We start from the raw sequence: 13442 nt of genomic DNA, 5'->3' as shown, positions 1-13442 counted from the left end.
CAATCCCTCAAAAAAAACAGACGCAAATAAGCGCCTGTTTTTGACAATAACATTACTTTTATTCAACGGATTGCTTCAATGAAAGCTCGCTTAATAACTTTAAACTTTGCAATGTCTCAGCGGCATTTTCTGGGAGATTTTGTGGATAGTGACGTAATAAACTTAGCCAACAATTATAGGCTTCATCCCAGTGTTCGCTTAGCTGAGCCAGCTCGCATCTTAACATCCACGCTTTTTGGGTGTACCGGCTTATCTTGTGACGAATCACCGTCAGCGCCTGATTAAAACGGCCAGCATCTTTAAGTGCGTTGGCATAGATGAGATAAAATTCATCATCTGGCTTATCGGTTTTTTCAAAAAGCATAAATACTTCCGCTATCTTATTTAATGCAAGACAGGCTTGGGCATAAATTTTCACTAAGCCAGCACTGTTTTTTATTTCACTCTTCAGATTTTGATAATCATTATAAATCTCACCATATTTTTCTGTATGAAGAAGCGCCATGAAATAATAATATACGTGCTCATCTGGCAAGTGAGTTATATCGGAGCAAGCCTTATTTAACTGCGTAATGATTTTTTCCCAGTTCTGCCTCAGGAAAGCCAGTCGGGCAATTTTTAAGCGGCACTGTGGATCGTTTTCAATATATTGCTCGTAAGTTGCCAGACAACGATGCGCATCGTTTAGCTTATTCATTTGCTGATAGCAGTAGGAAAGCGTAATCAAAAGCTTGTTGTCCAGGCTCTCTTGCGAAGTGACATCAACGTCCTGCTCCTTAACATATGCAACCGCTTCTTGCCATTGTTTCCTGGCCAGGAGCAAACAAAAGCGAGCGTAGCTGAAACCCGTTACCGGCTGGGATTTTTTACATAGCGCTTCCAGTGCGGAAATCTGACCACTACGATAAAGGCTGTAACAATAACGGGCATTGTCGGCATGCGCCTGACCTGCCTCTTGCCAGTAAAACGCGGCCTGCTGCCAGTGATGCTCCGCCATTTCCAGCAGAGCCATGCTTGCCAATAACACCGGATGGGATTGTTTCGGATACCGCTCCTGCCACCGACAGATGGTATTGTGTGCATCAATCAGTTTGCCTTGCTTGCGCTGAGCTTCTGTAAGACCAGCATAACCCTGCGCCTCTTCTTCCTGAGTAAGCGCAAGCGTCAGATAAGCTTGCCAACGCTGTTCTGCAAGCGCCCAGCGGCGGGCCTCTGCAGCCTGCATCGCATATTGCTGATAAATTTCCGCATCTGCGAAGCCAGTGGGTAAAGGCTTATCCAGCGAAGCAATAGCCTGATAAGTACGTTCACAGTTAAAGCCATCGCGGAAAGGAAACGTTTCGCTGATACGCTTCAGAATTTTAGCGGAAGGTACCGCGTTATTTTTCAAGAGGGTATTAAGCTCTTTAAAAAGCTCTTTTTCAGATTCCACTACCGGGCCAAAGCCATGCTTCCGATAATCAAAATAGCCTTTCGAATAAATGTGCGCACCGCTAAAACATTCCTTCGCATCAAACTGATAATAAATTACCGGCTTGTTTTGTACCGCCATCTCAAATGCGACTGACGAGTAGTCGGTCACCATTAGCGAGGCTCGCTTGAAAAGATTCTGAATCGAACCCTGTGCATGGGTAATAATTTCTATGTAATCAGGCACCTGAAACTGTGACAAATAAGGCTGAATATTAGCATGGGGGAAAAATGCCACTTTAAAATCATATTTTTCCGCAAATTTTTGCAGTAAGGGTGAATGTAAAACGTTGTACCAGCACTGCGCGAACTGAGTTTGCATAAATAATGGGTTGAGCGCCCTCTCTTCCCCATCACCCACCACTGGCCCAACAATAGTCTGCCGCCAGGTTGGCATAATAATTATCAACCGTTCTTTATTATCATTAACAATCAATTTATCGTGGCGTGGGAAACCTGTCAGCACGACTTCCTTTTTAGTGTAATAATAGCGGCTGCCATCTTCATGGATTGACTGGTATTCATAAGGCGATGCAGTGACAAAACAGTTAATATCCTCCTTACTATTAAGCCAGCCAGAGATATCATCTTTAGTTACGCCATGTTGCAAAAAGATGTAGTGCTTACCGGCTAACATCTTAGGGCCCAACAAATTGGTAACGTAGCGATTAGCGTGAGAGCTAATAACTTTACTACAGGACCCAAGCGCAAGCTTATGCTCCTGGGAGCCAAACTCCAGTAGTTTAAAACCTTCCTGTTCGAGTCGAGACCAGTCGTGTGACGACTTTTGCAAGACAAAAAAGATTTTCTGTTGAGGATAATTGTCGCGCACATAACGATAAAGATGTTCAGCATTGTCATCCGCCTGGGTATCCCTATCCATAAAGATCCATGCCTGATGATACTCTTTTTTCGTTTCGTAACGTGGTTTAAGGCTAGCAAAATGTTGAACGATATTAGTAACCTTTATGCCCTCCTTATTCTGTTTTCCACCTAATGAAAGACGTGTAGGCAGCTGACAAACTTTAATATTAATTACTTGAGCATCACCAAGTTCTACCCATAAACGTCGCTCAAAGATTAATGTTTCATCCATAAAATCGTGGCGAATGGTTTTGGCGTAAGCCGGGATAACATCCCGGCCATCCAATGAGATTTGCTCAAGTGCTACAGATTTGGTGAAATACCTAAGTTGCGCCATATGCTTAAAAGCATCATATTTTTCAATATAAACAATTTGAGCATCAGGTTGTTGTTCTTTGAAAAAAGCAAGCATGGCAATCTTGTGAAAAAACCACGCACCTGCCAACTCGAAATCAAGAATCTCTTTCTTATCAAGAAAGGTGAATATTTCTTTTAATTTATTAATGAACGCTGTTTTTTCTGCATGGCTTAAAAAGGCCGCTTTTTCACTGTGATTGAGCAGATGCTTAACGTACCATACCATTTCATAAAGCACAGTTCGCTGAATATAGACGGGAACATATCCTTTAGCCTCTTTAAACTTTCGCAACATATCCAGATAGCCAAATTCGGGAACGTTAAGAAAACGCTCTGGTTTGGTCCATGAGGTATCCAGTGTAGAAGTACCGTCTTCACGCTTGCGGTAATAATATTTGCTATCCTTCAGAAAACCTACAGAACCGCCTTTAAGATTCAAAAGATAATTAGCAATGAAATGGCCATCTTCAAAGTTAGGTTTAACTCGGTTATCAAACATTAAATTATTGCTAGCGATCTCCTCGGTTTTGAAAAACGCCGTGCTGGCAGAAAGCTGCACTTCCTTTTCCAAACTATTGAGCGAAATAAGATGATTACCGTTTTTAAAACGATAAGCTAAAGGATGATTGTCTCTAAAAATACTTTTAGATTCAATATAAAAAATAATATTACAACCTAAGAGCTTTATGTCTTTGTCATTATTATTATTGATAAAATTATCAACGTTATAAAAATAATTGCAATCCAGAAAATCGTCCGGATCAATAAAAGTCACCCATTCACTTTTAACGTGCTGTAAGCCAAGATTTCTGGCGCACGACTGCCCAGCATTCTCCTGGTAGAGATAGGTAATGTTAGCAGGGTATTTTTTTTGCCATTTCTTTATAATGAAAGCAGAATCATCAGTTGAGCCGTCATCTACCATCACCAGATGAATATGCTTTTTGAAATTCAGTTTCTGCCTGACAATACTGGCAAAAAAATCATCCAGATAGCGGCCTACGTTATAGACTGCAGAGACGACGGTATATTGATAATGGCCTTCTACTTTCTTGACGTAGACTTTACCAAGCTTTCTCAGCTGGTTGGCGGCCATATCACTAAAAAACAGCCCAGGTTTTTAATTAGCTTCCGTAGCTTTCCTTTAAACATACTTCTTTTTTCCATTTCCATAATAGCTATTTAAAAATTTCTCAAGTAAAGCGTGATGATTGGCTAAAGCATTCTTCGATGAAGAAAAGTCGTTAGCACAAAAAGAGTGTGGTGAACTACCGTTCATTTTTGATTTAAGCAAAGCTTCATAATGTGTTCTGGCAGAGGGCGAGCGAATATTAAAATAATGACAAATATCCCGCTGCGGCGTTGCTAATCCTTTAATGTACGCCAGCCATGGCACCAAAAAGGTCGCCAGATTAAGATCGTTGTTAGTTCTGAATTTTGATGAAGTAAATGCGGCGATCTCATCATCATATTCTTTCCAGGCGAGAGTAAACATGCTTTTACGTAGCGGTACATAGGTATGGACCAGAGGAGAATCAATGGCCAACCCGTAGCGAGCCATAAGTAACTCTACCGCTTTGCATGAAGCAGAGAGAGTAGGTGTATTTATCCCTTTGCGCGCCATTGCCCTAAGGCTTTTATCTGCTAAAAATAATGAAGCATGGCCATTTCCTTTGAAAAAATGGCTCGCCGGCAATGGACGTGCAACGAAAACATCGTCATTAAAATAGATAAAATGTTCGGCAAGCCCTGGAATATTATGTAAATGCGCCTCGATAACATGTGAATTAAAAGTGGGTAACAATTCTTTTGAGATAATATCCCGGTGATCGATAACTTTTACCTTTTCAGAAACATCAAGCGCCTCAGGAATTTGATTATCGGTGACGATAAAAACTCTCCTTACCCAAGGCATGAATGTAATGACGCTATTAATGGCAAAAATTATTTCATTATTATTGTTATAGCGAGCCGGGTCAAAATCATACTGCGTGCCATCTCCATGCAGATGTCGCTGATAATAATAGAACTTTTCTTTCCAGACTGGATCTTTATCATTTACCCACGTGAATACCACATCTATTGGCAAATCGACCTGAATTTTACGCTCTATATTCAGATCGTTTTCAATAAGAATGGCTTCCTCTCCAATCGAGCATCTTATTTCATTTAATACCAACGGATATTTGCGATTAAAATAATCGCGAAAAAAAAGCCCCGGAGAAGACAAAAGCCTCCGCGTTTTTCGATAAAGCGATGCATTAAGCTTTCGACTACTATCCATAATAATTCGTAGCCTCGTTCTATAAGTGCTCTTGTTCTTTATATTTATTTAGGGCTTCATCGATATCCTCATAAAGTTCCACCAGGTTATCCCTTCCAAGCAGAATGGCAATATCACAATATTGCTTAAGTGAATTGAGATTATGGGACACCATAATAAAACTGGATTCCTGATGCCGCTCATTAAAGACGGCATCACACTTCATCCGAAACCTCGCATCCCCAAAAGACGTCACTTCATCGACCAGATAATAGTCAAATTTAAACGCCATGCTCAGTCCAAAACTGAGCCGGGAACGCATGCCGGACGAATAGGTTCTAATAGGCATATCAAAGTAGTTGCCAAGCTCAGCAAACTCCTCGACAAAAGCCACCTTCTCTTTCAGCTCCGCTTTACTGGCGTAGAGGCGAGCCACAAATTTTACGTTTTCTCGCCCTGTCAGGCTTCCCTGAAAACCGCCGGAAAGCCCCACCGGCCAGGAGATTGAGCGTTGGGAAACAATGCGCCCACAGTCAGGCTTATCAATACCGCCTATCATGCGCAATAAAGTGGATTTACCTGCCCCGTTGCGGCCAATCAGCGCCACACTTTTCCCGGCGGGCAGTTCAAGGTTGAGATCTTTAAATACATAGTGCCTGCCGTTCGGCACGCGATAAGACTTGGTGAGGTTTTCAATTTTAATCATGAGGTCAACATCGCCTCTTCACGGCTGCGGTAAAGCAGTAGTCCAACAAACAGTACAATCAGCGTGCTAAAAGCGAGATAAGCGAGGCTTGCGCCCTCGCTCTGGTAGTTAATAGCCAGCGACTCGCGGGCAAGCTCCACCACATGAAGCAACGGGTTCCAGAGAAGCCAGCCCCAATACTCTTCAGGCACCGAATTCAGCGGAAACATAATGCAGGAGATGAAATAAAGCGGCTTGATAATAACAGGAAGAAATTTTTCCATTTCTGGAAAAGCATTACCCACGACCATGACGATTAACCCCAGGCCGAAAGAGAAGACAACCAGCAGAAATCCTACGGTGCAAAGCTCAATAAGATTAATTTTATCAATAACTTCCCCGTTCAGCAGCAACAACGCCATTAACAGAAAATACACCATGGTATAAATAAATGTTTCAAGAACAGCGCGTGCAATGACAGTATCGACAGGCTTTACCGGGCGATAGTTGAATAACCCCTGGTTTGCCTCAAAAGCATTAATGGACCGCGTGGCGATGTTGCTGAACAAGAAATAGGGAATGAGCCCGTTAAGCAAGAAAACGGGGAAAGAAATATCGGACATTGCCCGTTGCATCACATAGTCAAAAACAACCCATAGTACGAACAAATGCAGGACGGGCTCCAGCAATGCCCAACAGTAGCCGAGTCGGTATTTACCGAAACGGGTTTTAATCTCACGCAAAAATAGCGCAATCACTGTTGATTTCTGAATGTGAAATCCTTTTCTTATCATAAACATAATCCGTATTTAAGAAGGGCCACGCAGGCTACCGCACAGGCAATGACGCATCCGCCACCGCCTGCAGGCAATGAATTAAGTCAATTTTTCGTTAAGAGGAGTAAAACTGCGCCTGAGGAGTTATGCTGCATTGCGCAACATTCATAAATAAAAAATATAACCCATGGGGTTATATTGATTCACGCAATATTCATTTCCGCTATGCGGGCAAAAAGATAACGCTAATCCTTTATTCAGGCAATAACTAAGAAGAGTCTTATTCACCTGAATGATTAATAATAAACAAAGCAGAATATAACCCTGGCAAAAAAATATAAACACCAAGCCATGGCGTATTTATTTATCAGGATCTGCCTTTTTCTATCCCCTATTAAAATTAACTATTTATTTCCATATAAAAATGCCTTACTTCATCGGAGCGCAGGACAAAATCTATATAACGCATTAATGCCGGCGAATTGAGCTTACGCCCTGGATAGATAAGCCAGAGATCGTTGCCCGCGACCTGCCACTGCGGCAGTACAGGCGTCAGCAGCCCCTTCTCAAGGTTATCTTCCAGTAAGAAAGCGGGAAGTAACGTTATGCCCGCTCCGGCAATGGCGCTGCCGCGGGCATAAAGCAGGTTATCGGTCTGGTGAGCGGGGTTCAGCAGGCAGAGATAGTCTTCGTTTTCTCGCTGAAACAGCCATTGCGACCAGGCTTTATGCACAATGCAGCGGTGTTCAACCAACTGGCTCGGGTGGGTAATCGGCGCGTAGCGAGCCAGATAATCGGGCGAGGCGAGCAGATAGCGCGGGCAGTGGCCAATCATCCGCCCCACCAGCGAGGAGTCCTGCGGCTTACCGGTCCGTAAGGCCACATCGAACCCCTCTTCCACCAGATCCAGCACGTCATCCGAAACGCACACGTCCAGCGAAACATCAGGATAGCGGGCCTGAAACTGCGCGTTCATGTGCGCCAGCAGCGTAGCGCCAATTCCCGCCGGACAAGTGATGCGCAGCCTGCCGCTTGGGTTATCGCGCAGGCGCTGCACCGCCAGTTCCGCCCGTTCGCTTGCCGCCAGCATCTCACGACAGTGCACCAGATAATGCTCGCCCGCGAAAGTCAGGTTGAGCTTGCGGGTGGTTCGGTTGAGCAGCCGCAGCCCTATCTGGCTTTCAAGCTGACTGATGCGCTGGCTGACGCTCGACTTAGGCAGCCCCGCTTTGGCAGCCGCTGCGGTAAAACTGCCGGTTTCCGCCACCAGGGCAAACAGGGCCATATCCTGCAGCTGTTTAAACATAATTGTTCATCCTGTATGAACACTTCGTTCGGGATTGTCCATCTTATCACCCGCATCGTCGGCGCGTAGTCTACATTCATCAAGTCACGTACTTCACCGTCTCTATGAGGAGTTCCTTATGTCTGTTAAATCCATTGCCGTTAACCCGCAGGATCCGAAAAGCTTTATTGAAATCACCTCCGGGATGCCGCAACCTGGCGACTACGATCTGCTGGTTGAAGTAAAAGCGGTATCCATCAACCCGGTGGATACGAAGGTTCACGCCGGTCTGCAAAAAAATGGCCTGCAGGAACCGCGCGTGCTGGGGTGGGATGCCAGCGGCATCGTGAAAGCCGTGGGCAGCAAAGTGAACGGTTTCAAAACCGGCGACGAAGTCTATTACGCAGGCGATATTACGCGCCCCGGCAGCAATACGACGCATCAGCTGATTGATGCTCGCATCGTGGGGCATAAACCGGGCACGCTGGACTGGGCGGCTGCCGCATCCATCCCCTTAACCGCGCTGACAGCCTGGGAAGGGTTGTTTGAACGCCTGAACATTCAGGACGCGGCGGAGGATAAAACGCTGCTGATTATCGGCGGCGCAGGCGGCGTGGGTTCGCTCGCCATTCCCTTTGCCCGTCACCACAGCAAAGTAAAAATCATCGCCACCGCCTCACGCGAAGATTCCGCGCAGTGGTGTCGCGACCGCGGCGCCGATCTGGTGGTGAACTATCACGATCTGCCGGGCGAGCTGGCGAAACATGAGATTAAGTTCGTCGATTATATCTTTATCCTCAACGATACTGACGGCCACTGGGAGGCAGTAAGCCAGCTGATCGCGCCGCAGGGCCATATCTGCACCATTGTTGAAAACAAACATCCGTTAAATCAGGATGCGCTAAAATCGAAATCCGCAGCGCTGCACTGGGAGTTTATGTATACCCGCAGCATGTACCAGACCGCCGATATGGCGCGCCAGGGCGAGATTTTAGATAACGTCGCGAAGCTTGTGGATGAGGGTGTGGTGGAAAGCGCGCTGAGCGAAACGCTGCACGGGCTTAGCGTGGAAAGCATCGCCGAAGCGCATGCGAAAGTGCTCGAAGGCCATATGCGCGGCAAGGTCGTGGTGGCGTTTTAAGGTTCAAAAAATAAGAGCCCGCCCTGTTTAAAAGGCGGGCTCTATTTTCAGATGGCGGGTGATGCTTCGCTTACCCGCCACAGGAAAGCCGGACGGCGTAAAGCGCCGCTATACTTGCTCACCCATGAGCTGCTTAACCAGTTCGACGCAGCGCAGAAAACGGGCGTCATAATCCGCTTCTTCAACATGCACAAAATCGACATTGTTCGCTTCCAGCATCGACACCAGCATGGTCTGAAACTCCTTACGGTCTACCGAACTGCCAAGGCTTCTTAACCCATCGGCCACCCACGGAGTGTTGTTTTCCAGCAGGATAACCAGGTCGAAGCGGTACTCGTCTATCAGCGCCTGCACAAAGGGGTGCTCCCTCCCCTCATATTTCTTACAGAACGCCTGCGTGGTGACGAAATCCGTGTCGACAAACGCCACCTTGTTGGCGTATTTCACTGCAAAATCAATGTACTGCGCGTGGCCGAGGGCGATTTTATCGTAATCGGAATATTGCAGCGCCATCTCGTCGCCGCCCAAATGCGAAAAGACATAATCGCGGCCATACTCCCAGGCGCTGGTGGTGTTGAAAATATTGGCTAGCTTATTCACCAGCGTCGATTTGCCGCTTGATTCCCCGCCCAGTATCGCCACCGTGCGCACGAAGAAAGGTTTTACCTCGGTAGGAATGTATTCCCAGTAGCGGAACGGGTTTTCGCGGATCTGCGCGCCGCTGATGTTCATAAACGTGCGTTTCGGGTCGATAAGCACCGTCTCAATGCCAAGGTGCTCGCGATACTGCGGCGCATCCGCCTCTTCAGAGGTGTAAACCCGGTCGGGATGGATGCCCTTTTCTTCAAGAAACGCCTTAATGCCGTTGCTCCAGACATCCCAGCCGTGCGGGTACGGCTCCATGTCCTCTTCGTTAAAGGCGTGAATGCGAATATTCTTTTGATACTTGAAGGTTTGCAACAGCCAGCGCAGGCGGTCAGGCACGGTGGGCTGTTGCGACATGGCGCTCTCTTCGAACAGCTGACGGTCGCGTTTTTCGTCAAAGCCCATAATGATGTGCAGCTCATCCACCTGGCTACAGGCGCGCTGGATAAGATAAATATGGCCGGTATGCAGCGGGTAAAACTTACCGAAGACCACACCGACACTTTTTTGCAGGCGGGGAAACTCCAGCCCGAGAAAGCGATGCAGCGCCTCAAGCTTTTGGGCGCTGGGGCTTTTGATTTTGGCGTTCAGGAGCTGGCTTAAATAACCCTTGGTCATGCCGCAAGCTTCCGCGACTTCCTGCAAGGTGCAGCCCTTTTGACGGATCGCGGTTTTAAGATAGTCGAATGATGACACAAGAGCCTCCTGCTGAATGGTCGTGCCGGAAAATAATGGCTGAATATACAGAACGCAGTAAGGCGGGTCAGCAACATGCCACCCGCCAAAACATGAGCTTATGGATTATAGGTCGTCGAAGACGGCTAATGCATCCGACAGTTTTTTCACGCCAAAGATTTTCATCCCTTCCGGCACTTTTTTCGGCACGTTGGCCGCGGGCACAATGGCGCGACGAAAGCCGTGCTTCGCCGCCTCGGAGATGCGTTCCTGGCCGCTCGGCACCGGGCGAATTTCGCCCGCCAGCCCCACTTCACCGAAGACCACCAGGTCCTGCGGCAGCGGACGGTCGCGCAGGCTTGATACCATCGCCAGCAGCAACGCCAGGTCGGCGCTGGTCTCGGTGACTTTTACGCCGCCCACCACGTTGACGAACACATCCTGGTCCGCCATCTGCAAACCGCCGTGGCGGTGCAGCACGGCAAGCAGGATAGCCAGACGGTTTTGCTCAAGCCCCACCGCCACACGACGCGGGTTACCCATCATTGAGTGATCCACCAGCGCCTGAATTTCAACCAGCAGCGGGCGCGTGCCTTCCCATACCACCATCACGGAGCTGCCGGACGTCACTTCATCGCCGCGGCTTAAGAAGATGGCGGAAGGGTTGCTCACTTCGCGCAGCCCCTGCTCGGTCATGGCGAATACGCCAAGCTCGTTCACCGCGCCGAAGCGGTTTTTATGGCTGCGCAGGGTGCGAAAGCGGGAGTCGGCGTCGCCATCCAGCAGCACTGAACAGTCGATACAGTGCTCCAGCACTTTCGGACCCGCCAGCGAACCATCTTTGGTAACGTGGCCGACCATAACAATCGCCACGCCGCGCGTTTTCGCAAAGCGCGTCAGGTAGGCTGCGGTTTCGCGCACCTGGGCAACGCTGCCCGGCGACGACTGAATGTCCGCCATGTGCATCACCTGAATGGAGTCGATAACCATCAGCTTCGGCTGCTCTTCTTCCGCAATCTGGCAGATGGTTTCGATGCTCGTCTCAGAAAGCATATTCAGGTTAGTGGTCGGCAGGCCCAGACGGTGGGCGCGCATCGCCACCTGCTGGAGCGACTCTTCGCCAGTCACATACAGCGTTTTCATCTGCTCAGCGAGCTTGCACAGCGTTTGCAGCAGCAGCGTAGATTTACCCGCGCCGGGGTTGCCGCCAATAAGAATGGCGCTGCCGGGCACGACGCCGCCGCCAAGCACACGGTCGAACTCTTTAAAGCCAGTGGAGAAGCGCGGCAGCGCCTCCAGGCTGATTTCAGAGAGCTTCTGGACTTTGGCCGAGCCCGCGCTGCCCGCATAGCCTGCCAGCCGTTCATTGCGCGCCGCTTGCGGCGAGGCGGCGATACGCACTTCCGTGATGGTATTCCAGGCATGACAGGCGCTGCACTGTCCCTGCCAGCGCGGATAGTCCGCACCACACTCATTACACACAAACGCGCGTTTTGGAGCTTTCGCCACCTTTTACCTCTTTATTTCTGGTTCAGGCTGCCTGAAAGAATGCAGAACACCCCCATCAGGTCAGCGTGACGGATAGTCACTTCCGTCTTTTCGTTCACTTTCGGTTTGGCGTGGTAGGCGATGCCCAGCCCCGCCGTCTGGATCATCGGCAGATCGTTGGCGCCGTCGCCAATCGCCACCGTTTGCGCCATCGGGATCTCATACTGCTCTGCCAGCGCTTTAAGCGTCTGCGCTTTAAACTGCGCGTCGACTATCTGGCCGATAACTTCACCCGTCAGCTTGCCGTCGCGGATCTCCAGCTCATTCGCCACCACGGCGGTCAGATGGAGCTTCTCGCGTAAATAGTCGGCGAAGAAGGTGAAGCCGCCGGAAGCGATAGCCACTTTCCAGCCGAGCGACTCAAGCTTTAACACCAGCGACGTCAGCCCCGGCATCAGCGGCAACACGTCGCGCACCTGACGCAGGATATCGGCGTCCGCCCCTTTCAGCGTGCCGACGCGGCTGCGCAGGCTGGCGGTGAAATCGAGTTCGCCGCGCATGGCGCGCTCGGTCACTTCCGCCACCTGGTCGCCCGTGCCGGCAAGCTTTGCAATCTCGTCGATACATTCAATCTGGATGGCGGTGGAATCCATGTCCATCACCAGCAGGCCTGGCGTTTTTAAATGAGGAATTTTACCGAGCGGCGCAACGTCGAAACCGGCTTCGTGCGCAAGGCGGGTAGCGCGCGGCGTCAGCGAACCGGCCAGACGGATCACCTGATAATCTTCCACGCACCAGGCGGTGACGATAACCATCGCCGCGCCCAGTTTACGTTGATATTGGGTCAGCGACTGCTTATTTAAACCCCGTCCATACAGGAGCCAGCCGCTGCGGCCGGCATGATAATCGAGCGGCATCACTTCGTCGCCGCTTAAGGAAAGCGGCAAGCCGGGCCAGTGGGATACGTCGTTCGGCAGGTCGCACCAGGTCAGACTGTTCGGCATTCAAGCTCCTGTAAATATAATCAGGTCGGGACAAAACAACGCATGAGGCTACCTTGTCCGCAGCGCTTCTGGCAACATTAAGATTCACATTTTAAGCAGGTAAATTATGACCCGCGCAAAACTAAAATTTCGGCTGCATCGCGCAGTCATCGTCCTTATCTGTCTCGCCCTGCTGGTGGCCTTAATGCAGGGCGCCTCCTGGTTCAGTCAGAGCCACCAGCGGATGCGCAACGTGCAGCTTGAAGAGCTGGCGCGCACGCTGGCCCGCCAGGTGAGTTTTAGCCTCGCACCGCTGATGAAAGGGGAAAACCCCGACGAAAAACGCATCACCGCCCTGCTGCGCCAGCTTACCGAGGGAAGCCGCATCCTGGATGCAGGCGTCTATGATGAAGAGGGCGAACTTATCGCCCGCGCCGGCGAAGGCGTGGAGGTGCGCGACCGCCTGGCGCTGGATGGCAAAAAGGCGGGCAGCTACTTTAACGAACAAATCGTCCAGCCAGTACAGGATAAAAGCGGCCCGATTGGCTATTTGCGCATTACGCTTGATACCCATACCCTGCCCACCGAAGCCAAGCAGGTGGATAACACCACCAACATCCTGCGTCTGATGATGCTGCTCGCGCTGGCGATTGGCATTGTGCTGACGCGAACGCTGCTGCAGGGCAAGCGCACTCGCTGGCAGCAATCTCCTTTCCTGCTTACCGCCAGCAAATCGGTCCCGGAAGAGGAGACCAGCGAGAACGATTCGCCGCCGCGCGGCGGCTCGTAAAAGGCCCTTTTTCGCACCGC

10 protein-coding genes are annotated in these 13442 nt (G+C 49.6%); 2 read left to right on the top strand and 8 right to left on the bottom strand.

From position 1 onward, the window contains the following. Window positions 1–58 precede the first annotated feature (58 nt). From IEX01_RS13045 to IEX01_RS13025, 5 genes are all read right to left on the bottom strand, one after another. Window positions 59–3787, bottom strand: coding sequence for a CDP-glycerol glycerophosphotransferase family protein (locus IEX01_RS13045; protein WP_229701852.1), 3729 nt, complete (start codon window positions 3785–3787; stop codon window positions 59–61). A gap of 48 nt (window positions 3788–3835) precedes the next feature. Further along, window positions 3836–4975, bottom strand: coding sequence for a stealth family protein (locus IEX01_RS13040; RefSeq protein WP_188723999.1), 1140 nt, complete (start codon window positions 4973–4975; stop codon window positions 3836–3838). Window positions 4976–4994: 19 nt separating this feature from the next. Then, complete coding sequence (locus IEX01_RS13035; RefSeq protein ID WP_188723998.1) at window positions 4995–5660, bottom strand: ABC transporter ATP-binding protein; 666 nt, start codon at window positions 5658–5660, stop codon at window positions 4995–4997. Further along, the gene (locus tag IEX01_RS13030; protein WP_024559972.1) at window positions 5657–6433 is read right to left on the bottom strand and encodes an ABC transporter permease; all 777 of its coding nucleotides are present in this window, start codon (window positions 6431–6433) and stop codon (window positions 5657–5659) included. The genes IEX01_RS13035 and IEX01_RS13030 overlap by 4 nt, the downstream gene beginning before the upstream one ends. A 382-nt stretch (window positions 6434–6815) precedes the next feature. Then, window positions 6816–7721: a LysR family transcriptional regulator gene (locus tag IEX01_RS13025; RefSeq protein WP_024556405.1), complete on the bottom strand. Its 906-nt coding sequence runs from the start codon at window positions 7719–7721 to the stop codon at window positions 6816–6818. 118 nt (window positions 7722–7839) lie between these two features. Between IEX01_RS13025 and IEX01_RS13020 the strand changes: the two genes are divergently transcribed. Then, window positions 7840–8841 carry a zinc-binding alcohol dehydrogenase family protein gene (locus IEX01_RS13020; RefSeq protein WP_024556406.1) on the top strand — a complete coding sequence of 334 codons (1002 nt, stop codon included), beginning with the start codon at window positions 7840–7842 and terminating at the stop codon, window positions 8839–8841. 108 nt (window positions 8842–8949) lie between these two features. Here IEX01_RS13020 and nadR read toward each other — a convergent pair whose 3' ends face one another. The 3 genes from nadR to serB all read right to left on the bottom strand — a co-directional run bounded on the left by nadR (window position 8950) and on the right by serB (window position 12653). After that, the gene (nadR, locus tag IEX01_RS13015; RefSeq protein ID WP_024556407.1) at window positions 8950–10182 is read right to left on the bottom strand and encodes a multifunctional transcriptional regulator/nicotinamide-nucleotide adenylyltransferase/ribosylnicotinamide kinase NadR; all 1233 of its coding nucleotides are present in this window, start codon (window positions 10180–10182) and stop codon (window positions 8950–8952) included. A gap of 105 nt (window positions 10183–10287) precedes the next feature. Next, window positions 10288–11670, bottom strand: a complete 1383-nt coding sequence (gene radA, locus IEX01_RS13010) for a DNA repair protein RadA (protein WP_024556408.1) — start codon at window positions 11668–11670, stop codon at window positions 10288–10290. An 11-nt stretch (window positions 11671–11681) separates the two neighbouring features. Next, window positions 11682–12653, bottom strand: a complete 972-nt coding sequence (serB, locus tag IEX01_RS13005; RefSeq protein WP_024556409.1) for a phosphoserine phosphatase — start codon at window positions 12651–12653, stop codon at window positions 11682–11684. 106 nt (window positions 12654–12759) lie between these two features. Here serB and IEX01_RS13000 point away from each other — a divergent pair, with 106 nt between their 5' ends. Continuing rightward, window positions 12760–13422, top strand: a complete 663-nt coding sequence (locus tag IEX01_RS13000; protein ID WP_024556410.1) for a YtjB family periplasmic protein — start codon at window positions 12760–12762, stop codon at window positions 13420–13422. Window positions 13423–13442: the final 20 nt, after the last annotated feature.

Source organism: Franconibacter daqui, assembly GCF_014644275.1.
Lineage (GTDB): Bacteria > Pseudomonadota > Gammaproteobacteria > Enterobacterales > Enterobacteriaceae > Franconibacter > Franconibacter pulveris.
This window is presented reverse-complemented; position numbering and strand designations above follow the sequence as displayed.

What these genes read in the sequence shown, in the direction of transcription:
- IEX01_RS13045 (WP_229701852.1), bottom strand. Translation starts at nt 3,787, where the DNA reads ATGGCCGCCAACCAGCTGAGAAAGCTTGGTAAAGTCTACGTCAAGAAA.
- IEX01_RS13040 (WP_188723999.1), bottom strand. Translation starts at nt 4,975, where the DNA reads ATGGATAGTAGTCGAAAGCTTAATGCATCGCTTTATCGAAAAACGCGG.
- IEX01_RS13035 (WP_188723998.1), bottom strand. Translation starts at nt 5,660, where the DNA reads ATGATTAAAATTGAAAACCTCACCAAGTCTTATCGCGTGCCGAACGGC.
- IEX01_RS13030 (WP_024559972.1), bottom strand. Translation starts at nt 6,433, where the DNA reads ATGATAAGAAAAGGATTTCACATTCAGAAATCAACAGTGATTGCGCTA.
- IEX01_RS13025 (WP_024556405.1), bottom strand. Translation starts at nt 7,721, where the DNA reads ATGTTTAAACAGCTGCAGGATATGGCCCTGTTTGCCCTGGTGGCGGAA.
- IEX01_RS13020 (WP_024556406.1), top strand. Translation starts at nt 7,840, where the DNA reads ATGTCTGTTAAATCCATTGCCGTTAACCCGCAGGATCCGAAAAGCTTT.
- serB (WP_024556409.1), bottom strand. Translation starts at nt 12,653, where the DNA reads ATGCCGAACAGTCTGACCTGGTGCGACCTGCCGAACGACGTATCCCAC.
- IEX01_RS13000 (WP_024556410.1), top strand. Translation starts at nt 12,760, where the DNA reads ATGACCCGCGCAAAACTAAAATTTCGGCTGCATCGCGCAGTCATCGTC.